Origin of the sequence: Filimonas effusa (assembly GCF_004118675.1) — a bacterium.
In the GTDB taxonomy this organism is placed as follows: domain Bacteria; phylum Bacteroidota; class Bacteroidia; order Chitinophagales; family Chitinophagaceae; genus Filimonas; species Filimonas effusa.
Window position 1 is genome coordinate 381,208 of the sequence record NZ_SDHZ01000001.1, and the last position, 25,820, is coordinate 407,027.

15 protein-coding genes are annotated in these 25,820 nt (G+C 45.9%); 2 read left to right on the plus strand and 13 right to left on the minus strand.

Annotated elements, in window-relative coordinates:
* The 6 genes from ESB13_RS01390 to ESB13_RS01415 all read right to left on the minus strand — a co-directional run bounded on the left by ESB13_RS01390 (position 1) and on the right by ESB13_RS01415 (position 8,304).
* Positions 1 to 858, minus strand: coding sequence for a transketolase (locus ESB13_RS01390; protein WP_129001253.1), 858 nt, complete (start codon positions 856 to 858; stop codon positions 1 to 3).
* Positions 859 to 896: 38 nt separating this feature from the next.
* Complete coding sequence (locus tag ESB13_RS01395) at positions 897 to 2,114, minus strand: glycosyl hydrolase family 8 (RefSeq protein WP_129001254.1); 1,218 nt, start codon at positions 2,112 to 2,114, stop codon at positions 897 to 899.
* Between the two features lie 49 nt (positions 2,115 to 2,163).
* Positions 2,164 to 3,216 (minus strand): LacI family DNA-binding transcriptional regulator, encoded by a 1,053-nt coding sequence (locus tag ESB13_RS01400; protein ID WP_220399527.1) that lies wholly within the window; start codon positions 3,214 to 3,216, stop codon positions 2,164 to 2,166.
* Positions 3,217 to 3,378: 162 nt separating this feature from the next.
* Complete coding sequence (locus ESB13_RS01405; RefSeq protein ID WP_246022391.1) at positions 3,379 to 5,802, minus strand: glycoside hydrolase family 95 protein; 2,424 nt, start codon at positions 5,800 to 5,802, stop codon at positions 3,379 to 3,381.
* Between the two features lie 186 nt (positions 5,803 to 5,988).
* Positions 5,989 to 7,062: a LacI family DNA-binding transcriptional regulator gene (locus ESB13_RS01410; protein ID WP_129001255.1), complete on the minus strand. Its 1,074-nt coding sequence runs from the start codon at positions 7,060 to 7,062 to the stop codon at positions 5,989 to 5,991.
* Positions 7,063 to 7,173: 111 nt separating this feature from the next.
* Entirely contained in the window at positions 7,174 to 8,304 is a 1,131-nt protein-coding gene (locus ESB13_RS01415; RefSeq protein WP_129001256.1) for an endo-1,4-beta-xylanase, read from the minus strand.
* Positions 8,305 to 8,486: 182 nt separating this feature from the next.
* Here ESB13_RS01415 and ESB13_RS01420 point away from each other — a divergent pair, with 182 nt between their 5' ends.
* Entirely contained in the window at positions 8,487 to 10,403 is a 1,917-nt protein-coding gene (locus ESB13_RS01420; RefSeq protein WP_129001257.1) for an alpha/beta hydrolase-fold protein, read from the plus strand.
* 12 nt (positions 10,404 to 10,415) lie between these two features.
* The gene (locus ESB13_RS01425) at positions 10,416 to 11,750 is read left to right on the plus strand and encodes a family 43 glycosylhydrolase (protein ID WP_129001258.1); all 1,335 of its coding nucleotides are present in this window, start codon (positions 10,416 to 10,418) and stop codon (positions 11,748 to 11,750) included.
* A gap of 54 nt (positions 11,751 to 11,804) precedes the next feature.
* Here the strand turns inward: ESB13_RS01425 and ESB13_RS01430 are convergent, their stop codons facing one another.
* The 7 genes from ESB13_RS01430 to xyl3A all read right to left on the minus strand — a co-directional run bounded on the left by ESB13_RS01430 (position 11,805) and on the right by xyl3A (position 25,793).
* Entirely contained in the window at positions 11,805 to 13,388 is a 1,584-nt protein-coding gene (locus ESB13_RS01430; protein ID WP_129001259.1) for a glycoside hydrolase family 43 protein, read from the minus strand.
* 12 nt (positions 13,389 to 13,400) lie between these two features.
* Positions 13,401 to 14,447 carry a LacI family DNA-binding transcriptional regulator gene (locus ESB13_RS01435; RefSeq protein ID WP_129001260.1) on the minus strand — a complete coding sequence of 349 codons (1,047 nt, stop codon included), beginning with the start codon at positions 14,445 to 14,447 and terminating at the stop codon, positions 13,401 to 13,403.
* Positions 14,448 to 14,467: 20 nt separating this feature from the next.
* The gene (locus ESB13_RS01440) at positions 14,468 to 17,107 is read right to left on the minus strand and encodes a glycoside hydrolase family 31 protein (RefSeq protein WP_129001261.1); all 2,640 of its coding nucleotides are present in this window, start codon (positions 17,105 to 17,107) and stop codon (positions 14,468 to 14,470) included.
* Between the two features lie 22 nt (positions 17,108 to 17,129).
* A complete protein-coding gene (locus tag ESB13_RS01445; protein ID WP_181955283.1) occupies positions 17,130 to 19,076 on the minus strand; it encodes a glycoside hydrolase family 97 protein in 1,947 nt (648 codons plus the stop codon).
* 43 nt (positions 19,077 to 19,119) lie between these two features.
* On the minus strand, positions 19,120 to 21,165 hold the full coding sequence (locus ESB13_RS01450) for an NPCBM/NEW2 domain-containing protein (protein ID WP_129001262.1): 2,046 nt from the start codon (positions 21,163 to 21,165) through the stop codon (positions 19,120 to 19,122).
* A 54-nt stretch (positions 21,166 to 21,219) separates the two neighbouring features.
* Positions 21,220 to 22,989, minus strand: coding sequence for a family 43 glycosylhydrolase (locus ESB13_RS01455; RefSeq protein WP_220399529.1), 1,770 nt, complete (start codon positions 22,987 to 22,989; stop codon positions 21,220 to 21,222).
* A 158-nt stretch (positions 22,990 to 23,147) separates the two neighbouring features.
* A complete protein-coding gene (gene xyl3A / locus ESB13_RS01460) occupies positions 23,148 to 25,793 on the minus strand; it encodes a xylan 1,4-beta-xylosidase (RefSeq protein ID WP_246022392.1) in 2,646 nt (881 codons plus the stop codon).
* Between the last annotated feature and the right edge of the window lie 27 nt (positions 25,794 to 25,820).

The following is a 25,820-nucleotide window of genomic DNA, read 5'->3' on the forward strand; positions in this document are numbered from 1 at the left end:
CTAGTAATCAGCCAGGGTGCTGGTGAGTTCCGATAGCGCCTGCTTTTGCTGCTCGTCATTAGGAGCGGCGCCATGCCATTTGTGCGATCCTGTCATAAAGCTCACGCCGTGTCCCATATTGGTTTTCATGAGTATAACTATAGGTTTGCCATTGTGCGCACGGGATTTGGCAAGCTCAAGCGTGGCCATAACTTCGCTCATTTTGTTCCCGTCCATTTTTAATACATCCCATCCAAAGGCTACCCATTTGGCATGTAAATCACCAAGCGATAATACCTGTTCCGTTGAACCATCTATCTGCTGACCATTGACATCGATAGTGACAATCAGGTTATCTACCTTTTTGGCAGGAGCAAACAAGGCCGCTTCCCATATCTGACCTTCCTGTAGCTCGCCATCGCCATGCAGACTAAATACCAGCGACTGGTCTCCCTTGCGCTTTTTGGTTAAGGCAGCACCTATCGCTACCGAAAGTCCCTGGCCCAGGGAGCCGGATGACATACGTACGCCAGGCAGTCCTTCATGTGTGGTAGGATGTCCCTGTACACGGGAATTTAATTGCCGGAAAGTGGCTAACTCACTTACATCGAAATAACCGCTGCGTGCCAGTACTGCATAAAATACCGGCGAAATATGGCCATTGGAAAGAAAGAAAAGATCTTCGCCCGTACCATCCATATGAAAGGCAGGATCATGCTTCATGATCTTGAAATAGAGTGCCACCATAAAGTCTGTACACCCCAGGGAGCCGCCCGGGTGCCCCGACTGGCATCCATGTACCATGCGAATAATATCGCGGCGAACCTGCTTCGCTATCTCTTCCAGCTCAGATTCACTCAACATTTTTGTAGAAGTCATTAAGTTTATTGATTTAGTGTTGCTTATAAAGAGATTTTCTATAGGCTTGCAGGAATCATTTGATACCTGCCGCTCAGGTGCAACAAACTGAACAGGTATAGCAAGCCATCGTAATAAGGATCAAAATAGCCATCATCATAAGGCTCCAGTTTCGCATTCCATAACTGGTGTACAAAATCAAGACTTCCTTTGTCGTTGTTAAGAAGAGAAGTGGTGGCAACTGTTGCCACTAGCCCTATTGAGTGCCTTAATTTAGTAACGGTACCGGCCGGCAATATAAAATTGGGACGGGACCCGTCAAGGTTAAACTGGTCTTCAAAACTGTCTATTCCCTTCAAACGCAGGAAGGCTTGCAGGCGTTTGGCATAGCTTTCCTGCCACTGTTTGTCTTTGCCAAACCAGCAATAATCCATTGCTATATTCATGGGTACACGCCAGGAATCATAGCGGAATGCTGCTGGCATCCAGGGAGTAGAATGTGCTGCCCCACTGAAGTCTGCATAATCGGGGTTCAGTCCCGTTACCGGGTCGCAGGTTCTTTTCAGGAAAGCACGGGATGTGTCCGCACAATCTCTGTAAAACTGTTCATGCCCGTCTTTGGCGTAAATGGCCCATACCTCCATGAAGGCAGGAAGATGGTACGAAGGATCAGTCCAGTTATAATTGTTGCCCTCGGGCACAAAAGTAATTTGCTTGTGTTCGGTATTGATAAGGTTATATATATTGCCCGTGCCGTCTTTCTTCCACATCTCATCCAATATGAAACGGGCTTCGTTATAGTAATGTATGCCAGTATTGTTTCCCCATTTGTTGGCGGCAAATAATAAGCTCGTGATATAATAAAGTTCACCGTCAGAAGCAGAGCCTTCTGAATTCTTTTTCATAGTAGCCGGGTTAATGCTCCAGGCAAAATAACCCTTACGGGGACCATCCTGGTGCTGCAGGTATTTTTTCGACCAACGCCAGATACGGTCGAATACGTCTTTTTTATCCATTTGTACAGCTACCATCATGCCATAGGAGAGGCCTTCTGTCCGGGCGTCGTGGTTTTTTATGTCCGACACATAGGCCATAGAATCTCCTACTTCAAAGTAGATACGCTGGTCGCTTTCGAAAAGGGCATGATAAGTTTTGGCGAGTTTATCTTCTATCGCCGCATTACTATATCCGGCTTCTCTGAACAGGTTGCGGTTTTGCTGCGCCAGGCTTATTATTGGTAGTAAACAGCTAATAATGAGTATGCGTATTAGTTGCATCGTTTATGATTTATCAAATTAATTCAATGCTGCTTTCTGAAGAACATAACTAGGCAAATAATCGTTGCGACGAAGCTCTTTGTATGAGCCGGGAACGTACAACGATCCGCGTAGCTCCGTTGTTGTAATAACCTTTTATATTGTTTATCAGGTTATGAGCGGTAATTTCACCTATCTCAATTCCCGGGTATTGTATGGTCGTAAGCTGCGGACTAACAGCCCTGCTGATAAAATCATCATTAAAGCCTACCAGCGCGAGGTCTTCAGGAATACACCAGCCGGCGTCGCTCAGTTTATTCATACATACCGCTGCTGTATAATCATCTGTAATGAAAGCGGCATCAGGACGTGGATAAATACGCATAATGGCGTCGGCAGCGTCTATACCTGCAGCTTTATTCAGTTCATTTGTCAATACCAGGTTGTCATCTATGCCAATGCCATAATCACGCAGCGCTTCAGCATAGCCTTTATAACGCTGGGCATAAATTTCCCTGTTCTTATTACCGGTAACCAGTACAATACGCCTGCAGCCTTGGCCAAGTAAATGCTGCGTCGCCTGGTAAGCAGAGCCGGCATTGTCGATCACTACCAAAGAACTGCCGGGATGCTTTTCTGCGCTGTCAAAAAATATGACAGGTACCTTTTTATCATAAAAGGGACGGAAATGTGACAGGTCGTTGTTGTCGCAAACCAACGAAGCTATCACCCCGCTTACGCGTCTCTTTAAAAAGTTTTGTGCATTAAGGGCCTCCTTGGTAGTGCTTTGTGCTGAATAGGCAATTATAATTTCGTAACCTGCCGCCGAAGCAACCGAGCTGATGCCGGTTAATACGGAAGACATGAATTGGTTGTTAAGATCATGCACTATTACCCCTATGGTATGTGCTGCACGGTTTCGTAAACTTCCGGTAAACAAATTACGCCGGTATCCCAGGGCTGCCGCCGCCTCTGCAATCTTAAGCCGGGTGTCTTCGCTGATAGCGGGATTGTTATGCAAACCACGGCTTACTGTAGAAATAGATACCCCCAGATGATCGGCAATATCATAAATGGTGATTTCCTGGCTTGTTGGCAAAACCCCGGCTTCTTCTTTTTTCATTTGACAAGTGTTTCGGTGAATATCTTGTAGAGAAAGAGCAATCCGGCGTAAAAGTAGTTTTGGCAGAAGACGGAGAAGAGAATATTTGTAGTAAACAATAGCACAAATGTTTAAAAAGTAAACATTTGTGCTTTGTCCTGTCTGTATGCGTATTAAATCGGCTTATTGTGCTACAAGCGTATATTGCTTTCCCGCCTGGGTGGGCAGGTCATATAACTGCGTTGCCGCTAAAGCAGGCGGTGTAATGATAGCTTCTGATGATATGACCGGGGCTGGTGTCGGTGGCGTTTCATAAAATGGATTGGAATTGTTGCCTTTGGCAGGTCTTAAGCTACTATTGCCCGTTGCCTTCATTGAATTCGGAACCCGCAGGCGAAGGTTACCCCCAATTGTGGAACGAACCGTTACTTTTAGAAGTTTCCCGTTTTCCCACTGCATATTTACCACTTCAAATCCACCCTGCGCGCGCAACCCGCTCACCGATCCGCTTTTTTTCCAGGCATCAGGTAGTGCTGGCAGCAGGTGCAGGCTACCGTCGGCACTTTGCATCAGCATTTCTGTAATACCCGAGGTACAGCCGAAATTACCATCGATCTGGAAAGGTGGATGCGCATCAAAGAGATTGTTGTAGGTCCCTCCGCCATCAGGATTTACGCCCAACGGCGTTAACTGGTTCTGAATGAGCTTGTAAGCATGGTTGCCGTCGAGCATCCGGGCCCACCAGTTTATTTTCCAGCCCATACTCCAGCCTGTAGATACATCCCCGCGTTGCTTGAGTGTATTGAAAGCAGCACTATAAAGTTGCGGCGTTCGGAAGGCCGATATTTGATTGGACGGGAAAAGACCATACAAATGTGAAATATGGCGATGATGATCGTTGGGGTCATCCACATCATCCAGCCACTCCTGCAGTTGGCTATGATTGCCAATGTGCATGGGAGGGAGGAGGCTGCGCATGCGCCGGAGCGTGTCGGCAAATACAGCATCCTGCTTTAAAATCTCCGATGCTCGTATAGTACTGGTGAATAGATCAAATACAATCTGGTTGTCCATAGTCGTTCCGGCGTCGAGGCTGGAGCCGCCATGCGCCCGGGGCGCATTCTCCGGTGACGTGCCCGGGTTAACCACCAGCCAGTGATTCTTGGGATGCTCTATGAGAAAATCAGCATAAAACATAGCCGCGCCTTTTAGTATCGGATAAGCTTCTGCCAGGAATTTTTTGTCGCCGCTATACAAGTAATGTTCCCATAAATGTTGCGAGGTCCAGCCTCCACCCGCATTCCAGATGCCCCAGAACGCTCCATCCACGGGACCGGTAATGCGCCAGATATCTGTATTGTGATGTGCCATCCAGCCTCGTGCCCCATACATCACCCGCGCGGTTTCACGACCACTTTCACTCATCTCCTTTACCATTTGCAGAAATGGCTCATGAAGCTCTGCCAGATTGGTCTTCTCAGCAGGCCAATAGTTCATTTCAGCATTAATGTTAAGAGTATACTTACTATCCCACGGTGGTGCTATCTTATCGTTCCAGATACCTTGAAGATTGGCTGGTTGTCCGCCTGGTTGAGAAGAGCAGATCAGCAGGTAGCGGCCATACTGGTAGTATAACGACACCAGTTGAGGGTCGTCTGCCGACCGGAAATGCTGAAGCCGTATGTCTGTGGGGTCAGCAGCGGCAGCCGTTGTTCCCAGGTCTAGGCGTACACGGTTAAAGTAACGCTGGTAGGCGGCTATATGGGCAGGCAGCAGAGTTGAAAAAGACTTGGGATAGGCTTTGTTCAGGTAGCTGATTGCCCGCTTTTCTTCGTCTCCGCTGATATCCTTATAGTTATTGAAGTTCGTAGCTATAGATATATAGATTGTTACAGTATTGGCATTGGATATAACAAGGGAACTGTCGGTGGTGGTGGCACTGCCGCCGTCCAGCTTAAACCTGGAGATGCCTTTGAATCTTACCTTCCCTGTTACGCCTTCATGATCGCCGGTGGTGCCTGCAATGGTGAGTTCATTTGCCGCCGTAGTGCCAATAGTAGCCTGTCGCTGGGGCGTCGTATAAAAAGCAGTAAAAGAAAGACTGCCTTTCCGGTTGGCCGACAATCTTATCACGATTACACGGTCGGTGAACGAGGCAAAAGCTTCCCGGGTATAGGTAACGCCGTTTACTGTATAAGATGTTTGGGTGATCGCTTTTTCAATATCAAGCTCACGCCTGTAATTGGTGTAACCGGTGTGCCCCGGGAACGACAAACGTAGACTGCCTACAGGCTGAAAACGTTGGCCGTTCGAATGCGCGGTGAAAAATGTTTTATCTGTTAATCTTTCAGCTTCTTTCTGTTTCCCGTCGAAGATCAGCTGCCTGATGGCTGGTAAGGCCGCCAGGGCCTCCCTGCTGTCATTGCGGTTAGGACTGCCCGACCATACTGTGTGTTCATTGAGTTGAATAGTTTCGTCTGCTACATTGCCATATACCATGGCGCCAAGCCTGCCATTGCCAATCGGTAAAGCATTTTCCCAGGTTGTCCCGGATGGCTTGTCATACCATAGTTTTAAGGCAGACGGTTGCTGGGTGTAACCCGGCATTGCTGTTGTTAAGCAAAGAAAAAATAATAATGGTTTCATCATCGAAGTATTAGTAGTAACAAGTAGCTACTGTGTTTAATGGCAATAAAATGATAAACGATCCGTAACGGGGTAAGTTTTGCTATGCCGGCAGGTAGGGGGGCTGAAGTCTCACGTGGGCGACTTCTTTATCTGTATTGCGACAAATCAGGCTTTCTGGGAAAATTGTCCGGCCTTCGTTTTACTACTCTCTACCATCTTTTTTTGAGAGCTTTGCCGCATCACAATCTTGCTTTTTACAACAATGGTTTTATCCTTGCGGAATTTGACATCTTCCTTGAGAATGTTTTTGAAATAAACATTGGCTGCTTGTCTTCCCAGCTCTCTGCTTTGCTGATCTATGGTAGATAATGTGGGTCTTACCAGTTCTGTAAAACTTTCATTTGCGAATCCTACAATACCCAACTGTTGTGGTACGGCAATTCCCATCGATTCGGCTAATTGTAAAACTGCCAGTGCTTGCACATCAGACACAGTTACAATAGCATCTGGTGGATGTTTTAGCGATAATAACTTGATGGCAGCCTGTCTGGCAGCTTCTTTCGTTAAGGCATTCTCCACTATGTAATTAAAGGGAATGTTGAGCGCCGCTTCCGTAATGCCCTTGATATACCCCGCTTTCCTGTTCTTAAAGGTAAGCAGGTGTTCTGGGCCACCGATAAATGCAATTCTTTTATATTTTTCTGCTACAAGGTGTCTTACCATGGCTAGAGCCGCTTCAGAATTGTCATTCATCACTTTATAAGTATCTACCTTGTCTATGCATCGGTCGAATTGAATGATTTCTATATCACTGTTCTTGACAGCCTCTAAATGCTGTGTAGATTGTGTCTCTTCTGCCAGGCAGATTAAGATACAATCTACATTCTGACGTACCAGCACGTCAATAGCCTTACGTTCCTGCTGGTAAGAATCATGCGACTGGCACATGATAAGACTGTATTGATTCTCTGTACACGCTTCTTCTATGCCTGCAATTACCTCGGAGAAAAAGCTCTGTGCAATATGTGGTATAATTACACCCATGGTCTTCGAAGAGCCTCGCCGGAGATTGGCGGCCTGCGAATTGTGCCGGTAGTGGAGTTCCGCGGCCTTTTTCTTGACCTTTTCCTTGATTTTTTCACTAACCAGCGGATGGTCATTTAATGCCCTCGAAACATACGAAGCTGACATGCCTAATTCTTCAGCAATATCATAAATCGTTATTCTTTTTCCGTTCATCTTATGTCCAGATTTCTTAACAAAACATATAAATGGCACACCCGGCCTTGCGGCGTTCTGTAATGCAATGTACACTTTTCAAAGAAGGATGACAATTTCTCACTTCTTACACTATTTCTGTTGCCTTCCGGCCTCGATCACTTTATAGAATGCAGGCTTGGGTTTAAACTGTCGGTCGAATAGCAAAGGATAATTGGTCCTTCCCCTTACAGGCCAGTCGTTGAGCCACGATTGACCGTCGTCCACGCCCCAAAAGGTGATCCGGCTGATTTGTTTGTCATATTTTAGAAATAACCGGAACAACGCTTCATAACCGCTTGCAAGTTTGTTTTGCATCGAATCAGGCAAGCCACCAGCGTAGGGATTGATCTTTTCGTTATAAGCTGCATTTTGGCTTATATCGGCACCTACTACATTTTTGGGGGCAGGCAAAACACTAATGTCCAGTTCTGTAAACATAACTTCAATGCCCAGAGAACTAAACTCTTGTATGCTTTTTTCAATCTGTTCAAATGGGATATGATCCACGCTCCAGTGGCCCTGTATGCCTACACCGTCAATTCTGACACCTGCCGCCTGAATTTTTTTGATCAGGGCAATAGCGCCCGCTCTTTTGGCTGGTTGCTCTATATTGTAATCATTATAATACAATTTAGTGTGCGGCGCCGCCTGCTGTGCTATACGAAAAGCTTCTACTACAAAATCATCACCAAGTTTTTGCTGAAAAACTGATTTGCGCATCGTGCCGTCTTCATTCAACGCTTCATTCACTACATCCCATGAATAAACCTTGCCGTCATATCTTCCCGCCACAGTCGTAATATGATCATGCAGGAACTGGCGAACCGAATCTGTACTGCTCATCCGGTACATGTATCGTGGTAACTGACTGTGCCAGATCAACGTATGTGCATTTACCTTGAGGTGGTGCCGCTCTGCATAAGCTACAAGTTTGTCTGCCAGCTCAAAATTGTAACGGTTCCATTCAGGCTGCAATAACGCAGCCTTCATAATATTCTCAGGTGTTACGGCTTCAAATTGAGCAGGTATCAGTAAGCCCGCACCAGGGTCCTTTTCTTCTATCTGCTGCGTGTTTAGGGCAGTACCGATTGCAAAATCTTTTTTAAAAACTTCTTTTAAGGATGGGGTCGGATCTGTAATGTTCGATTTCCGCCCACTGGCACAGCCAGTAAGTAGCAGCCCTGCAAATGCAACAGGTAGGAAAAGAAATTTCGTTGTCATATAGCCTTTTCAGTTTGTATTAATTGGTTATTTAGATTGTATCGTTGTTGCCCTGCCTCATATCACATATCCAGGCGTTTTTGGCTAAAAATAGGAGATTTTTGATTAAATATTGAAATCGATTTCAAAAATCGGGAAATGACCTATTATTGTAAGGTGAAATCAATAAATCTATAATAACCATGAAACGGCTTAGGCTTGCGATTGCTGCTTTTTGTATGGTCCATGTAATTGGACATACGCAAACAATTGTTACACATGCGCCCGAAGGCTTCGATGCTGTGCGCAGTAATATTAACCACGGAAAAATTGATACCATCAGCTATGCCTCTAAAACGGTAGGCGTTACACGAAGGGCATTGGTATACACGCCACCTGGCTATTCCAAAAAAGAAAAGTATCCGGTATTGTACTTGTTGCATGGTATCGGGGGCGACGAAAAAGAATGGCTCAACGGAGGTTCGCCGCACACGATCCTGGATAACCTGTATGCTGAAGGTAAGTTGGCTCCAATGATAGTGGTCCTGCCCAATGGAAGGGCTATGAAAGATGACCGTGCCATAGGAAATATTATGGCGCCCGACAAGGTACAGGCATTCGCTACTTTTGAACAGGACTTATTACAGGACTTAATCCCTTTTGTGGAAAAGAAATTTCCGGTGTACACCAACAGGGAGAATCGGGCTATCGCGGGATTGTCGATGGGAGGAGGCCAGTCGCTCAACTTTGGCCTCGGAAACCTCGACCGGTTCGCCTGGGTAGGCGGCTTTTCTTCCGCACCTAACACCAAAAGCCCTGAGTTACTCGTCCCCGACCCGGAGCTGGCAAAAAAACAGTTGAAGCTGCTTTGGATTTCCTGCGGTGATAATGATAACCTGATCGGCTTTAGTAAACGCACACATGATTACCTTTTTGAAAAAAAGGTCCCGCATGTTTACTATATCGAACCTGGAGTACATGATTTCAAAGTCTGGAAAAACAGCCTTTATATGTTTTCCCAGTTTCTCTTTAAACCGGTTGATCCGTCGGTATTTTCTCAATATACGGTGCTTGGTACGCCTGCAGCAACCAATGTGCGCAATGCCACCTTCCCCCAGGTACTGCCCGGTAGTCGTGTTGTATTCCGTGTGAAAGCACCAGAGGCACAGCGTGTACAAATTGATCTCGGCAGGAAATACGATCTGTCGAAAGATACAGGAGGTTACTGGATAGGTACAACAGATTCTATCAGCGAAGGATTTCACTATTATTCTTTGCTGGTAAACGGCGTTGCCGTTGCTGACCCCGCCAGCGAAACTTTTTACGGAATGGGCCGCATGGCGTCTGGTATCGAAATCCCTTTTGCCGGTGGCGCTTATTATGCAGCCAAAGATGTGCCCCACGGCGACGTGCGTATGAAACGCTATTTTTCACAGGTCACCAATTCCTGGCGCCGTTGTTTTGTGTATACACCAGCAGGGTACGACAGTGCTGTAAATGAAAAATATCCTGTACTATACCTGCTGCATGGGGGAGGCGAGGACGAACGCGGATGGAGCACGCAGGGTAAGGCGGATCTTATCCTGGATAATCTTATTGCTGCCGGAAAAGCAAAACCAATGCTAGTGGTGATGATGGACGGTAACGTGTCGCCTGGCGCGTTTAATGAACAGTCATTGCGAAGCTTTGAAAATGAGTTGAAACGGGTTGTTGTTCCCTTTATTGAGAAAAATTACCGTACGGCGGCAGACGCTGAACACAGGGCGCTGGCGGGGCTTTCCATGGGCGGCCTCCAAACGCTTTACGCAGGTGTTGCCAATACCGGTCAGTTTGCCTACCTGGGCGTTTTTAGCTCCGGTTGGTTTGGTGCACAACAACCAATGGTAGAGCAGCAATATGCTTTTATGAAACAGTCCGCCAATATGATCAATAGCAATCTCAGGCAATTCTGGATCGCTATGGGCGGTAAAGAAGATATAGCCTATAATAACTGCCGGAATATGCTGGCGAAATTCGACGAATTTCAGATCAAATATAAATACAGCGAATATCCCGGAGGCCACACCTGGCCGGTATGGCGTAACAACCTTTACGAGTTTGCCCAATTGTTATTTCAATAATTCAACGATGCGATGAAGAAACGCTTTATATATATATTACTGGCATTGGCTACCACAGCGGTCAATGCCCAAAACCCTTTTATCACAGATCAGTTCTCCGCCGATCCTTCTGCCAGGGTCTTTGGAAACAGAGTGTATGTTTATCCTTCACATGATATCTTATGTACAGAAGGTAAAGGACGCCCAGGTTGGTTTTGTATGGCAGATTACCACGTGTTTTCCTCTGCCAATCTTACCGACTGGACAGATCATGGTGTCATTGTAAGCCAGGATAATGTAGAATGGGTCGATGCAAGCGGTTACAGCATGTGGGCGCCTGATTGTATTTTCAGGAATGGGAAATATTACTTTTATTTTCCTGCACGAGGTAAAGATACCACAAAGGGAAAAGGCTTTTCCATAGGCGTGGCTGTGGCCTCAAAACCAGAAGGACCTTTCACGCCGCAGCCCGAACCCATAAAGAAGGTACACGGTATTGATCCCAACGTTTTTATAGACAAAGATGGACAGGCTTATTTGTATTGGTCACAAGGTCACATTTACGTGGCAAAACTGAAAGCCAATATGCTGGAACTGGATGGAGAACCTTCCATTATCGCAAATCTTCCCACAGAAGGATTGAAAGAAGGCCCGTATTTGTTCGAACGCAACGGCAAATATTATCTGACTTACCCTCATGTACAAAACAAGATCGAACGTTTGGAATATGCAATGGGCGATCATCCAATGGGCCCCTTTAAAGTTACGGGCGTTATAATGGATGAATCTGAAACTGGTTGCTGGACCAATCACCAGTCGGTAATAAGCTTTAACGGGCAATGGTACCTTTTCTATCACCATAATGACCTGTCGCCTCAATTCGATAAGAATAGATCTATCAGGATCGATAGTCTGTTTTTTGAACCTGGAGGTGCGATCAGGAAAGTAATACCTACGCTTCGCGGCGTAGGACTGACCAATGCAACGCATCCCATACAAATAGACCGTTACAGCCATCGCAGCACAAAAGGAGTATCCATTCAATTCCTGGATACAGCCAATACATTTGCTGGTTGGAAAACCGTCTTTAATAGCAGGAAGGCATGGATTCAATACAATAGCGTTGATTTCGGAAAAAAAGTGTTGAAAAACCTTGTGGTAAGAGCGCAATCCGCTGCCGGTGCAAAGCTGCAGGTGAGACTCGACAGGCCGGATGGCCCTGTCATGGCAGAATGCAGGATTGCTGAATCTGGCAATTGGCAGCTAAGCAAGGCAACGGTGGTTAATTTCATACCAGGCGTTCACAACCTCGTAGTAACAATGAATGACGGTAGCCAATGTGAATTAGACTGGCTTCGTTTCGAATAAAAAGAAGAGGGTATATCATATCGATACACCCTCTTCTTATTTTTTATACTTTATCTATTTCTTTTCCGTAATGCCACTGCCTATGCGGAAAAAGTCAAAGTCCGCATAGCCACCTGTATTTTTCGTAGCATAATTGAACAGGCCAAAGCGGTAGCCCATGAAATGAGGTATGGTATAAGACATCTTCAGTGTCGACCCCAGCATTGTCCAGCTTTTACCATCAAGGCTGTAATAAAAATAGGCTTTGTCGGCACGGTCTTTAAAATCGCAATCCGCTTTAAGATATACGGTTGATTGGTCGAGGGCTACATGCTGTACTTCCTTTGCAGTACCCGATTCTGCATTAACCATTACAATACTTCGTACCCCGTTAGCGCCTGCTTTTACACCTATCCATCCAAATTGCTTTTGCAACAGCAGAAGACCGGCATAGTCTCCGTCCTGCATATGCGATACATCTATAGCCGTTATGCCATGACACTGTGGCCCGAAGGTGCGCTGCGTCAGTGTATTGCGGACAAGCAGGATCGACGTGTCTATACGCCCTGTCGTGATCCTGAGAAATCCCGGGCGATCGGTTAACGACCAATGCTGATTATCCGGGTTGTGATTCCATTGCCATACCAGGGGCAATGGCGCTTCTTTAGGTTTGCGATTGAATTCATCGGAAGCAACGATGCCCGGAATATATCCCCGGCTTGGTGGAAGTGCAGGCAAGGTCATTGGTACTGTGTCTTTAATGCCAAATACAGGCCATCCGTCCTGCCAGCTTACAGGAACCAGGTAAGGTATACGGCCTACCGCACCAAAATCACGGAAGAGATAAGCATACCAGTCTCCTTTGGGAGTACTGATAAGGCCACCCTGCGCCACTCCTTTATCCTGCAAGGCCACTCTGCCCTCATAAGGACCTGTGATTTTATCTGCGCGGTGAATCACTACAGTACGCATGCCACCTCTGGGCCAGGTGATGTTAAAAAGAAAATATTTTCCATTGATCTTGAATAATTGAGAACCTTCGGCTGGCAGACCTATGTTGGAACCGGCAGGCGCACTTGCATTTTCTATGATCACCTGGCGCTCACTTCCAGGCTTTAAACCGGATAAGTCTTCGTTTAATTCTACCAGGGTGATCTTTCCTCCGCCATAAACCATATATACACGGCCGTCGTCGTCAAAGAAAAGAGAATGGTCATGCAGGGCAGGGCTGAAGGATGTTGCCTTCCAGGGACCTTTCTCTATGTCTTTCGTCGTATAAATATATGTTTTCCCAGGCGGGTTGGCGAAAGTACTCACATAATAAGTTCCTTTATGAAACCGGATACTGCTGGCCCAGGAGCCATGACCATAGGTGCTTTTCCCGTTCTGCAGGTTTAATTCATCTATGCTGTCAAGTGTATTATAGGCATAGCCCGTCAGTTGCCAGTTGATAAGGTCTTTTGATTTCATAATCGGTAATCCCGGGCTCATGTGCATGGTAGTACTGCTCATGTAATAAGTGTCGCCTACGCGCATCATCGATAAGTCCGGTACATCTGCATGAATTACCGGGTTTTGTGCTGTTTGCCCAAATGCACTCAATGCCGTTGATAACGAAAGCGCAAGCAAGGCCGGTAGGTTAAGAATTTTTTTTATCATAATGCAAACTGTTTAGGTAATATGGTTGTTGGATAATCTAAGTGAGGAATCTCTTACGATAAGGCCCGAAGGTACAATGATTGTATTGGTCTGGTTAAGGTCGTTTCTGCCTTCAATTTGATTAAGCAGGTTTAGGGCTGCCAGCTCACCAATATCCTTGCCCGGGTAATTAATGGTAGTGAGTGCAGGTTCTATCAACTCCCCGATAGTATCATTGTTAAAACCTACTATCGCAATATCCAGGGGGATAGATATGCCATATTGCTTAAGCATTTGCATACATGCTGCCGCAACGAGGTCATTGGTTATAAAAGCTCCATCGGGACGCGGATGCATATTCAGGATCTTCATGGCTGCTTCCTCACCGGCTTTTTTGCTAAGTTCATCTTCTACGATAAGTAAGGTGTTGTCGAATGGCAGATCATTGAGTCGCAGGGCCTGTTTATAACCACTCAGGCGTTGCGCATACACATTTCTGCTTAAGCTCGATGTTACATGTACAATGCGCCGGCAACCCTGGTTTATCAGGTGTTGTGTGGCTGTATAGCCGCATTCAAAATTATCTATGATCACTACAGTTTTTTTACCGTCCTGTTCCACTCGGTCAAAAAATACCACAGGTACGCCTTTATGATAGAACATATCGAAATGATCCAGGTCACTGGTGTCAAAAGATAAAGAAGCGATGAGGCCATCCACCCTTTTGTTGAAGAGATTGGTCGTATTGGCGATTTCTTTTTTAAAACTTTCTGAGGAATGGGCTATGAGCAGATCATAACCTTGTTGAGCTGTTATTTTCTCGATGCCTGACAGCACAGATGTAATAAAGCTACTATTCAGTTCATGAACCAGCACTCCAATGTTCTTCGATCTTTTACTGCGCAGGCTGCTGGCAAAATGATTACTGCGGTATCCTATTGCTTTGGCAAGGTCAGCAATGCGCTGTTTTGTTTTTTGACTGATGTTGGGATGATCCTGAAGCCCCCTGCTCACAGTTGCTGCAGAAATGTTTAATTCCCTGGCAATATCATAGATGGTGATTTCTTTATCTTTTTTCATACAACGGATTTGGGTATCTGCTATAAATGATCTTTTCTGGAAAAGGGTAGTCGCATGCTGATAGCTTCGCCTGTATATTCAACTGTTGTTTTTATGTTTTTATCGATGAGGTTTAATCCATGCCCCTGTAATTCGTTCACACAAACGATGTGGAATACCTGCTTCTTCAGCATCCCGTTATAACTACCCTGGCGTTTGTCAATATGCAAAGTTTGCTGTTTGTCATTCCATTTCATCGAGATAAGTGCATGCTTCCCTTTTTCATAGTTATAATTATCTCCTTCATCACTATACAAGCTGAAATGGCCGTCAGCGCCCGTATAAATTCTTATTTCAACCGTATCCATTGTCTTTTCTGAAGTGTATTGCATGAATTTTCCCATAGGAATAATAGCGCCTGCTTTTGCAAAAAGGGGAATTTTATCAGCAGGAGCAGTTGCGGAAATGGTTTGTCCTCCATTGATACGCTTGCCTGTCCAGAAGTCATACCAAGGCTGTCCTTCAGGTAAATACACACGCCATTGTTTTACTCCCGGAGCGGTAACAGGAGCTACCAGTAATGATTTGCCAAACATATATTCATATGCCTGCGCCACCGCATTTTTATCGTAGGCGAAGTCCATTACCAGAGGCCGCATAATCGTAGAGCCTTTTTCATGTACCTGCCAGGCTTCCGAATAAATGTAAGGCAACAGGCGATAACGCAAATCGAGCATGGTTCGCATATTCGCTTCCACTGTATCTCCATATTTCCATGGCTCTGTTTCACTTTGATAACCGTGCATACGGAAGATGGAATTAAATGTTCCCCACTGAAACCAGCGGGTAAGTATTTCATGATAGGCAGGATCACTATACTGACTGCGTCCGGGACGGAAAAAACCACCAATATCTGTCGTCCAGTAAGGCATACCCGTCAGGCTATAATTTAACCCGGCAACAATCTGCCGTTTATAAGTGTCCCAGCTCCAGCCTATATCACCACTCCAGTTGATAGTGCCATAACGCTGCTGGCCGGCAAATGCCGAGCGTGTCAATATTGCCACTCTTTTACCTGCATCTGTAGTGCGCTGTCCTTCATACACTGCTTTACTTACAAACAGGGGATAGGTGAGCCGGTAAAAATAACCGGGACCGAAATAGGTTTGCTTGCCGGCCAGTGCATCGTTTTCAGGCTCCGTGGCGTCCATCCACCAACTGTCCACTCCCTTGCTGAATAGGTTACTGTTAAGGGCATTCCAATGTGTTTTTCCTGCTAAAGGGTTGTAAATGTCTATCCAGGGTGAATTGGGTATATACAGGTTTTGTGTGATATAGGGTTTAGCCACTTCCGATTTTTTGTCAAGGTTTTCCCATACGGAAACGGAAAGTCTTGCATGATGCTCGTGGAGCTGCTGTATAAATTTCTCCGGCTCGGGATAGTTCGCTTCGTCAAATTTAGGTACCCCCCAGCCGTATTTACCCCAATATTGCCAGTCTTGTACAATCACATCCATGGGTAAACGTTTTTTACGAAATTCTTTTACTGTCTCAACAAGGTGTTGCCCGGAGGTATAACGTTCCCGGCATTGCCAGAAACCATAGGCCCATAAAGGCAGCATTGGCACGTTTCCCGAAAGGTTTCTGTAATCTGCAATAACCTCATCAGCGTCTTTACCCACGAATACAATATAATCTAACGACTTTGCATGAGGGGAGCGGAATACAGTAGTGTCGCTCGCCGGTCGCAATGATAAATGGGGAGTGTTGGTAGCCTTACAAACCACCTGTACCGTATGCTCTCCTGCGCTAAGCCTTACCAGCTTGCTGGCAGCAGGAGGCAGCCATAGATTGGATTGGTCTATACAGGTAATGCCGTCAACGATTACCAGGTGGCGGTTATCCATGTCGCCCAGGTCCAGCATAAGAGAATAGTCCCCGGTTTGGCTGATTGAAAATTTGCCTGTGTACGCAGCTTGCTGTTGCGATACGCGTTGGGTACCCGCAGTAGTGGTTACTTCCACCTCGCTCTTATCTGAAGAAGCTGTTTCGCGTTTTTGCAATATAATATCATTATCTGCAGGATTGAAGTAGGTGAGCCCGTATTGATGCCATAAAATACCATATCCTTTGCTGGAGTACAAAAATGGTATGGCTATTTGGGTATTTACCTGGGTGAGTTTACGCGTAATGTTTTTCAGGTTATAGTGCCCGTCCTGGAACTGTCCCAGGCCAAAGAGGTATTCGTCAGGTTGCGTGGCAAAGCCTTGTGTTGCTATATAACAGCCATTGCCTGAAATAGTATCTGCAATAAGTGTTCTGCTGCCTGCGGTTTCACTTAGCAGAACTTTCCCGTTTTTATCACTGAAACTGATAACGCCATTTTTTTTATGAAAGGTGACAAACACGGCATTTGTCTTTAATTGAATGGTGCCGGCTGTCTCGGAACAGGTAAATGCAACGGAAGGCGGTGTTTTTTCAAATACAAACTCATGCGCCTCGCTACGCAAATCCTTCTCCCATTGTACTCTTATCGCTTTATTTGAAACTGGTATTAAGCTTAAGATTCCTTCCGGTAATTGTATCGATACTTTATCTTTTGTTACTGTATGTTTCTGGTATTGTTGACCATATAGTAAAACAGGAACTACACATGCCAGGAATAAAATTTTCTGTTTCATATAGTCATACATATTTAATAAGTTATTGAACAAGGGTAAGTAAGGCGGCAAATCCGCCTCTCCGTAGTAACTTTACCGGAAACGTACTGTTGCTGTCAACAACACTATAACTGGTCTTGAAGTCTTTGTCGTGGTTGCCATCTGCAAGTAAGGTTAACTTGTATTTTTTTCCGCTGGTTAAAAAGCTGAGCGGTATCGTCTTTCTCTTCTCTCGTATCTCTGCATTAATGCCGCCTATATACCAGTTGTTCTCTTTTCTCCTGGCAATAGTGACATCCTTACCAGGATAGCCATCTATAAGCTTGGTTTCGTCCCAGCAGGTTGGTATCTCTTTTAAAAAAGATTTAGGCGCATCCGGTAAGTCATAGTAACCTTCAGGACGGTCTGCCAGGTGCTGTAGCGACGATTCAAATAGTACGCTTAATGCCAGCTCATGACCATACGAGGTAAGATGCGGGAATTGTGAGTTGGTAAAAGTTACAGGGGTATAATCCATAGGGCCTACTACATTGCGCGTAAAGGGCAGAATGGTATTGTGTTCAGGTGCAGTGAACGTAAACTCAGGTCCGTTGTTATACCATTCAGCACCTCTTACCGCTTCGTAAGTCATCAGGTGAGGATAAGTCCTTGACCAGCCACGGGGAACGATACATCCATGGAAATAAACCATTATCTCAAACTGGGCGGCATCTTCCAGTATGTCCAGGTAATACCTGATCATATCCTGCTTTTCACTTTCAAAGAAATCTATCTTTACGCCAGCCACACCCAACTGCCTGAGTTTTGTAAATTCTGCTACACGGTTCTCATGCGTTAGCATCCTGTCTTTAGGTGTGGCAGACACCCACGTATGGTCTCCGCCGGAATTATACCATATAAGAGGCTTTATTCCCTTGGAAAGTGAATACTTTATGGCGTCTTCCAGGTTGCCACCATTGCCCATCGCATCCCACTCCCAGTCAAATAACGTATAAGGCCATTTCATGGCGGCAGCAAGATCTGTAAAATGGCATACGGTCTTGAAATCTTTGGTGCCATGGTTATCCGACCAATAATTCCACGATACCAGCCCTGGTTTAATCCAATCAGTCTTCTGCAGGCTTGATGCCGGTGCTACATCCTCTACCAGTGTAGATGCTACCACATCAGCCAGGCTCCCCATAATGATGACGCGCCAGGGCGATTGCCAGGGCAAACTGATGGTGGGTAATGCTTCTCCCTTGCCTCTTCCGTCTTTAGGATCGGGAAAGGTGACCTTATACTTCGATTTATCGGCTGTATTGCTCAGCTTGGAACCGCAGTAATTACGGTTAACATCCGATTCGTGTAATAAAAACCAGCAGCTACTATCTCCTGTATTGAAAAGTGCAGGATAACACCATTCCTGTTGCTGTACTTTATCGTTGCTCATGGCGGTGTAAAGTCCTTCATTGGCAGGATTCCACTTTTCCATCCAGCGGGTTGTTTCAGGTGAAATGGTAAACGACGTTAGCTCGTCATTTACCGTATAGGAACCCTGTTTGCCTGGCAGCGCGTACCTGAATGCAACCCCGTCGTTATATACCCGCAGCAGCAAGTTGAGTCTGCTCTTGCTTTTGTTTTCAAAAGCAAACGCTGCTTCGTTTCCAAGGTTGCTACGTTGTGATTTTTTACCATGTAAGGCTGTGTATTGCTCGCGTATCAATACCGGTTTTGTGGAAGAAACGAAATGCAGCTCTTTTGCATAATCCTGGTTGTTTAGTACCAAGCCCAGGTCAATTCTGGAAATGGCTTCAGTGGTTTTATTATTACTACCTGCATAAGCGATCTTCAGATACCATTCGCCTGTACCCGCATTTTGTAAATTAACCAGTGATACGCTGATCTTTTGATTCGGCGATGATACAGTTAGTTGCTGAGCTTTTGCCCCAAACATCAACAATGTTATTACAACTATGGCTATACTCCGGATGATAGTACTTGCTTTCATGCTGCCGCTTAATTAAATAGATTCGGTTTACTTGTGTTGCTGGTTACTTATTAACAGCCGAGAACTTATAAAGTAAAACGCCATGTGCCGGAACAGAAATAGGAAGTGCTTTACTCGCTGTGTTAATTTGTGCAATGTTCTTTTGACGCCAGAGATCCCTTACTTGCTGATTGCCATTGATGCCCAGCTTAGGAAAATCTTTATAATCAAATTTAACAGGCTCTAGGCCAAAGTTGCAGAACCCTACAGCACGACTGCCGTCTTCCATTTCCTTTACATATATGCGTAAATCACCTATTGTCTGCTTACAGGTAGCTTGTTTGCCCAACGGGTCTTGGTCTACCGCAATTACTTCATCGTTTGTCAACAGGTTCAATGTAAACTCATCCAGTTGCTCCATGTCGCAACCAATAAGCAATGGTGCAGAGAACAGACTCCAAAGGCTGATGTGCAGGTACTGTTCATCGGGCTTCAGCTTGCTGGGATGAGGATTGCCCCAGCCTACTGTACCTACTACAAGCATATCGGGGTCGTTCCAGTTGCCGGGTTTGGCCCATGCCGCTGCCTTGTCTTGTTCAAGTGCTATATTTTTTACACTTGTCCAGGTGTCGGTAATATCGTTCGTAGTACGCCAGCAGCTGCCATCTACTGAATCGCCCCATTTCCATACATCAGACATTCCATATTGGCAAAGGCTGAACACTATATCACGTGGTTGTTGTTTCAGGTATTCTCCCATAAGCTTAAAGGGCTTAACCGCTGTATTCAGTTCGTTTCCCCCTTTATAAGACAAAGAAGATACTTTATAAGGATCGTTGTCTGTCATGCCGTTAATCACCCCGCCATAACTGCACCAGTCATATTTTAGATAATCGAAACCCCATTCCGCATATTTTTCAGCGTCTTGTTTTTCATAGCCGTAACTGCCTGCACAACCGCCACATGTCCACGGGCCGGGACTGGAATAAATACCTATTTTAAGGCCGGCATTGTGTACATAATCCGCCAACCCTTTCATATCGCCAAACCGTGTATTGGGGACGATATGCCCTGCCTCGTCACGCAATTTGCCACGAAGCGAGGAATCTTTCGAATCGCGGTGATTCTGCCAGAAATCGTCAATGTTGATATAAGTCCATCCATGATTCACAAGCCCGCTTTTTACCATGGCTTCAGTTGCCCGTTTTACCTTATCTGCCGATACTTCACCGGCAAAACAGTTCCAGCTGTTCCAGCCCATAGGAGGCGTTAGTGCAATCTTGTCACCGCAAACGATTTTGAGTTTTTTATCGGCTTTGCCTTTTGCATTCTTCGCGCCAAGTGTAACAAAATAGGTCCCTTTTTTGGATAGTGACCCGGTGATAATACCGGTTTTACTATCTAGTTTTAGCCCGTTAGGTAGCCCGCTTACAGAAAAGCTCATTGGGCGGTCACCAGTTGCCGCGATGCGGAATTGAAAAGGAGAACCAGGCCGTACGCCAAATACAGCGGCGCCATTAATTCTCGGACTTGACGGTGCTTTAGGGGTAAGTATATATGGCGTACTTGCTATAGGATTGTAAGTGGTAAAGCTAGTGGCGCCGGTAGTCTCAAATTTCGCATCAGCCCAATCGGCATGATCATAATAATTGCCATTGCCTCCGTCGGTTACAACCAGTTCCAGCTTTTTGACGCCCGTAAGTACTACGTTACAGGCCTTGGCTGCATCACCCAAACGCATAATACCGCTCGACCACAACTTTTTTCCGTCGCCATATAATTCAAACGCTACAGCAGGATCATGGCCGGTTACCTCATCATCTACACCCACAAATGCTGAAAATGAACTGGCTTTCCCATCCAGTAGCACGGATAACGAACTCACTGCATGCGTGCCAAATCCACGCTGGAAGGTCTTGCCTGCAATGGTAATAGGTTTGCGATCTATAGTTTGATTTTTACCAGGTACACCATAACCCTGTGTGGCAGCGCTGAGATCCAGTTGATCCAGCCATACCGTTTGGGCGGCAGGTTGCTGCGCGCAAATCATGGCAGAAATGATAACTAATCCTGCAAGTACGTTGAGTCTTCGAAGAACTGATTTTTTCATTGCAAACAATTTATCTACGTTTTATAACCTGGAATATATAGCTTCTGTTTTATCTTACCGGGCTTCGAACTTCCACCAGTCGAAATTGAATAAGGTGCCGCCGTTGCCTTTAAAAACGAAATAGATATCATGACGGCCACTTATTTTTTTAATGGAGGTAGATACGTTTTGCCAGTTTTGCGCTCCCCCCGTATTAACTACCTTGCATATGCCCGCAATGGGGCCGCCGACACTATCTAAACGAATCTCAATAACACCGCCTTGTGATTCCGAAGCCACGTTCGCTTGAAATTGTTGTGCCCCTTTTTTGAAGTCGACATTGCGTACTTTAACATAGCCTCCATCGCGAATGTCGGTTACATATCCTACATTATTATCATTGAAGGCTGTTTCTACTCCTTCTGCCCACGCAATGGTTTCCGCTTCCTGGCATATAAACGGATTTATATTGCCAACGCCTTTTGAAATACCAGGTGTAGGTATTACCCTCGCTATGGTGCCATCTGCCTTGATTTGAAGTTCGTCTACGCAAACCGACCGGTTAAAACCGCCGCCGCCGGCCAGCGCCCCATTGTGATAAAACAAGTACGTTTTGCCCTTGTAGTCCACTACGCCAGGATGATTGGTGAAGGCGCCTCCCTTTTTGATTATATCCATTACCGTATCCCGGTAAGTCCAGGGACCGGCAGCTGTTGGGCTGGTGCTATAAGCTAAATGTTCGGGCACACCACCCGCTGGGTAAAAAAGATAGTATAATTTGTTGCGTTTATACAGCCACGGGCCTTCTTCATAAGTGGTAAACCGCTTTTCTGTACTATTAACCGCGCCGCGTATCTTGTTGGCGAAAACTTCCTTTTTATCGGCGGCAATAGGTTGTACGCCAATAGTATTGTCATAAGATAACATATCGGGGTTAAGCTTCACATGCCAAAGCGCTGAATTACCCCAGGTTAACCATGGTTGTTTTGTCTCGTCTACAATAACAGTTGGATTGATATTGCCATCGCTGCAATTTTCCGTGATTAGTGGTTTGCCCAGTACGTCGGTAAATGGCCCGATAGCCTTGTCTCCAACCGCTACGCCAATTACTTTTTTGTGCGTACTTTTATCGATAGCGCTTACATACCAGTAGTATTTATTATCAGTCTCGCTTTTTACGCTATGAGAAGCCAGCCCATCTATCGATGCTGCCCAGGCAAATGTATGGTGTGCATGAAGGATACGTAGTTTGAATGCCTCGTCTGTTAATGGAACCTGTACAATACCTGTTGTTTGATCGTAAGACGTCATGTCTCCATTAAGTTTCACATAATACAGGTGCGGGTTACCCCAATATAGGTAAGCCTGGCCGTCATCATCTATAAACACACTCGGGTCAATATATCCCCAGCCTCCGGTGATAAGTGGCGCTCCCAGGGCGTCTGTAAACGGACCGGTCGCCTTGTCTGATACCGCTACGCCGATAGACATGCCCTTACCTCTGGCATTCACAGGTACATACCAGTAGAATTTGCCGTTACGATGAATACACTGGCCCGCCCAGGCATCCTTATCAGCCCATTTAAATGTTTTAAGTGATAACGGCGAACCATGGTGCGTCCAGTTGACCATGTCGGTGGTGGAATACACATGCCAGTCTTTCATGACAAACCAGGTCGATTTGTCCTCGTCATGGCTGGTGTACAAAAACAATGTGTCCTTGTACACCATTGGAGCAGGATCCGCCGTATAAATAGTTTGGATAATAGGATTTTGTGCATGGCTGCCGGTTATTTTGGCCAGGCATATGAATAGCACAATAAGGCTGGAAAGAGATATTTTCATTGCTTTGATTGTTCTGTTCGGGGGAATCAGCGGCAAAGCATGATGGCAAACATTCTCTGCTGATAACCATTACAAAAATATCCAGGAAGCCCCGTTGGCTAATGGAACATTTGTCAAAATCAATGCAACAGATGTCGAAAATAGCCCTGATCGAACCATTACCGCCCGGCTGTAGATCCAATTATAGCTGTATCTGTTACCATAACCTTTATCATTCGTAAATCTTTCTCCGCTGAGCTGTTTCCATACCATAATTCGTATGTGCCGGGAATCACAGCCACTTCCCGCAAGGCTGTATCGTAAAAAGCAAATGCCTCACGCGGTAGTTGAATATTTGCTTCCATGGAAGCACCCGCACCCAATGTTACCTTTTTAAATCCCCGCAGTGTTTTTAACAACCCGCTCGTATCGCTTTCCTTGCGTATATATACCTGGATTAGTTCTGAGCCGCTGCGCTTGCCCTTGTTGACTACCGGAATGGTTAAGGCTAACGATCGATGGTTATTGCTGGCCCAGGAACCAACACGGGCCTCGCCTATGGAAAAGTGGGTATAACTCATCCCAAACCCAAATGGAAACAGCGCATCCGACATAAAGCGATAGGTCCGGCCTTTCATAGAGTAATCTTCAAAATCCGGCAGTTGAGAAAGACTTCTGTAAAAGGTGATAGGAAGTTTACCAGACGGGTTATAATCGCCGAAAAGTACATCTGCCACGGCTTGTCCACCGGATTCGCCGCCATACCACGCTTGTAAAATAGCATCGCAACTCTCCGTTTCAGGGCCCAGTGCAATAGCTGAACCGGAACAATTGACAAAGATCACTGTTTTGCCTGCCGCTTTTAATGCTCTCAAACAGTTACGCTGTACCTCCGGTAATTCAATATCGGTTCGGTCGCCGCCTTTGAAGCCAGGATAAGATACCGGCATCTCTTCTCCTTCCAGCAGCGTAGACAACCCGCCTGCAAATACCACCGTTTTTACACCTTTTAAACGGTTGATCAATGCACTGAAATCGATGTCCACTTCCTTTCCAAAATCAAATTCGAGGTTAGCCTGCCAGTTATTTAACTGGGCATAGCGGATTTCAATACGATATTGTTTTCCTTTTTCCACGGAATAGGGGATACGGGACGGTAATGTACGCCAGTTGTGATACTTCGCTATGGAAGAATCATTGATAAATAGTTCGAAATAACCCGTAGCGCCGCATTTAAAAACAATATCTTCTGTGCGCAACGCGGTATATACGGCCTCATAGGTAGCCGAAAATGCTTCCAGAGGCACTCCGGATGCAAATTCATGCTGACCCGCAGTCGTAAGTTTGAAGGAATGCGACAATTGTTGGGTGATTAATGGTTTGCCTGCAAAATCACGGTTATTCCAATAGCTGGCTTTAAAACCGGTTTTGCCTGCGGCGACTGACTCGGAGAAATAACTCTGCGTTACTTTGTTTTCTACCAGGTCGCAGGCTTTATCGTATATCACTTTGCCAGCCCCCATTTTGGAGCGAATGCCTTGTAGTATTGTTATGGTTCTTATCGGCGTACCGTTATAGTTGCCCCAGAGCATGGGAGCATTGTCGGCGTTAGGACCTATAACAGCGATCGTGGATGCAGACTTCGATAGTGGCAATACCTCCTGTTTGTTTTGCAGTAAGGTCATCGATTTTTGCGCCATTTGCAGCGCTAACTGCCTGTGTGCTTCATTGTTGACGACAGAAATAGGAATAGCCGCCCACGGAACCAGGGCATCATCGTCCATATCTCCCAGTTCAAAGCGTGCCGCAAGTATACGCATCAGGTGTTTATCCACTTCCGCTACGGTAATAAGTCCCCTGGCTACTGCATCGGGAATATTGGCAAAAGCATATCCTTCCCATACGCATTCTACATCTGTACCGGCCAGTACGCCTTTGGAGGCGGCTTGTACGGCATTGGAAGATACTTTATGGCTGGAATAAAAATCCGTAATAGCGCCGCAATCCGATACTACCAGGTAGGGAAATTTCCATTGCTCCCGCAGAATGGTTTGTAGTAAACGGCTGTTGCCGCAACAGGGCTCATCATCCAGGCGCTGATAGGCGCACATCACCTGTCGCACTTCTGCTTCCTGTACCAGCGATTTAAAAGCCGGCAGGTACGTGTCCCACAGATCCCGCGGCGATACATTGTTCAGGTTCAGTTCATGGCGGCTCCATTCAGGACCGGAATGCACGGCAAAATGCTTCGCGCACGCAAGCAGCTTCCTGTATTTGGCATCGGCAGGCCCTTGCAAACCCTTTACTACTGCTACGCCCATACGGGAAGTCAGGTAAGGATCTTCTCCATAAGTTTCCTGGCCGCGACCCCATCGGGGGTCGCGGAAGATATTGATGTTAGGTGTCCATACCGAAAGACCCAGGAAACGCTTGCTCGTCTTGCCATTGCGAAGCGCATGATGATATTTAGCCCTTGTTTCATCCGAAGCAGCATCGAAAATTTGATACACCAGCGAATCGTCGAACGAAGCGGCCATGCCTATAGGTTCGGGAAACACCGTAACGCTGTCGTTATTTGCCAGCCCGTGCAACGCTTCACTCCACCAACTGAATCGTTTGATCCCCAACCGGGGAATGGCATCCGATTCATCCATCATCAGTATTGCTTTTTCCTCAAGTGTAAGCCTGGGAATGAGATCTGCTGCTCTCTCGTTGGGCTTTAATGCCGGGTTCTGATAACGATATTGCTGCCCTGTTGCTGCAATAGACAATAATAAAAATCCTGCCCAGCCATATTGCATCCATTTCATGCTGCGTTCTTTCATGCCTTTCTGTTTGTCTGTAATTACTAA

Bases quoted from the DNA above. Each gene is read 5' to 3' on its own strand.
- ESB13_RS01455 (WP_220399529.1), bottom strand. From the start codon at position 22,989: ATGAAAATATCTCTTTCCAGCCTTATTGTGCTATTCATATGCCTGGCC.
- ESB13_RS01395 (WP_129001254.1), bottom strand. From the start codon at position 2,114: ATGCAACTAATACGCATACTCATTATTAGCTGTTTACTACCAATAATA.
- ESB13_RS01400 (WP_220399527.1), bottom strand. From the start codon at position 3,216: ATGAAAAAAGAAGAAGCCGGGGTTTTGCCAACAAGCCAGGAAATCACC.
- xyl3A (WP_246022392.1), bottom strand. From the start codon at position 25,793: ATGAAAGAACGCAGCATGAAATGGATGCAATATGGCTGGGCAGGATTT.
- ESB13_RS01450 (WP_129001262.1), bottom strand. From the start codon at position 21,165: ATGAAAAAATCAGTTCTTCGAAGACTCAACGTACTTGCAGGATTAGTT.
- ESB13_RS01390 (WP_129001253.1), bottom strand. From the start codon at position 858: ATGACTTCTACAAAAATGTTGAGTGAATCTGAGCTGGAAGAGATAGCG.
- ESB13_RS01425 (WP_129001258.1), top strand. From the start codon at position 10,416: ATGAAGAAACGCTTTATATATATATTACTGGCATTGGCTACCACAGCG.
- ESB13_RS01415 (WP_129001256.1), bottom strand. From the start codon at position 8,304: ATGACAACGAAATTTCTTTTCCTACCTGTTGCATTTGCAGGGCTGCTA.
- ESB13_RS01420 (WP_129001257.1), top strand. From the start codon at position 8,487: ATGAAACGGCTTAGGCTTGCGATTGCTGCTTTTTGTATGGTCCATGTA.
- ESB13_RS01445 (WP_181955283.1), bottom strand. From the start codon at position 19,076: ATGAAAGCAAGTACTATCATCCGGAGTATAGCCATAGTTGTAATAACA.
- ESB13_RS01440 (WP_129001261.1), bottom strand. From the start codon at position 17,107: ATGAAACAGAAAATTTTATTCCTGGCATGTGTAGTTCCTGTTTTACTA.
- ESB13_RS01410 (WP_129001255.1), bottom strand. From the start codon at position 7,062: ATGAACGGAAAAAGAATAACGATTTATGATATTGCTGAAGAATTAGGC.
- ESB13_RS01430 (WP_129001259.1), bottom strand. From the start codon at position 13,388: ATGATAAAAAAAATTCTTAACCTACCGGCCTTGCTTGCGCTTTCGTTA.
- ESB13_RS01405 (WP_246022391.1), bottom strand. From the start codon at position 5,802: ATGCCGGGTTACACCCAGCAACCGTCTGCCTTAAAACTATGGTATGAC.
- ESB13_RS01435 (WP_129001260.1), bottom strand. From the start codon at position 14,447: ATGAAAAAAGATAAAGAAATCACCATCTATGATATTGCCAGGGAATTA.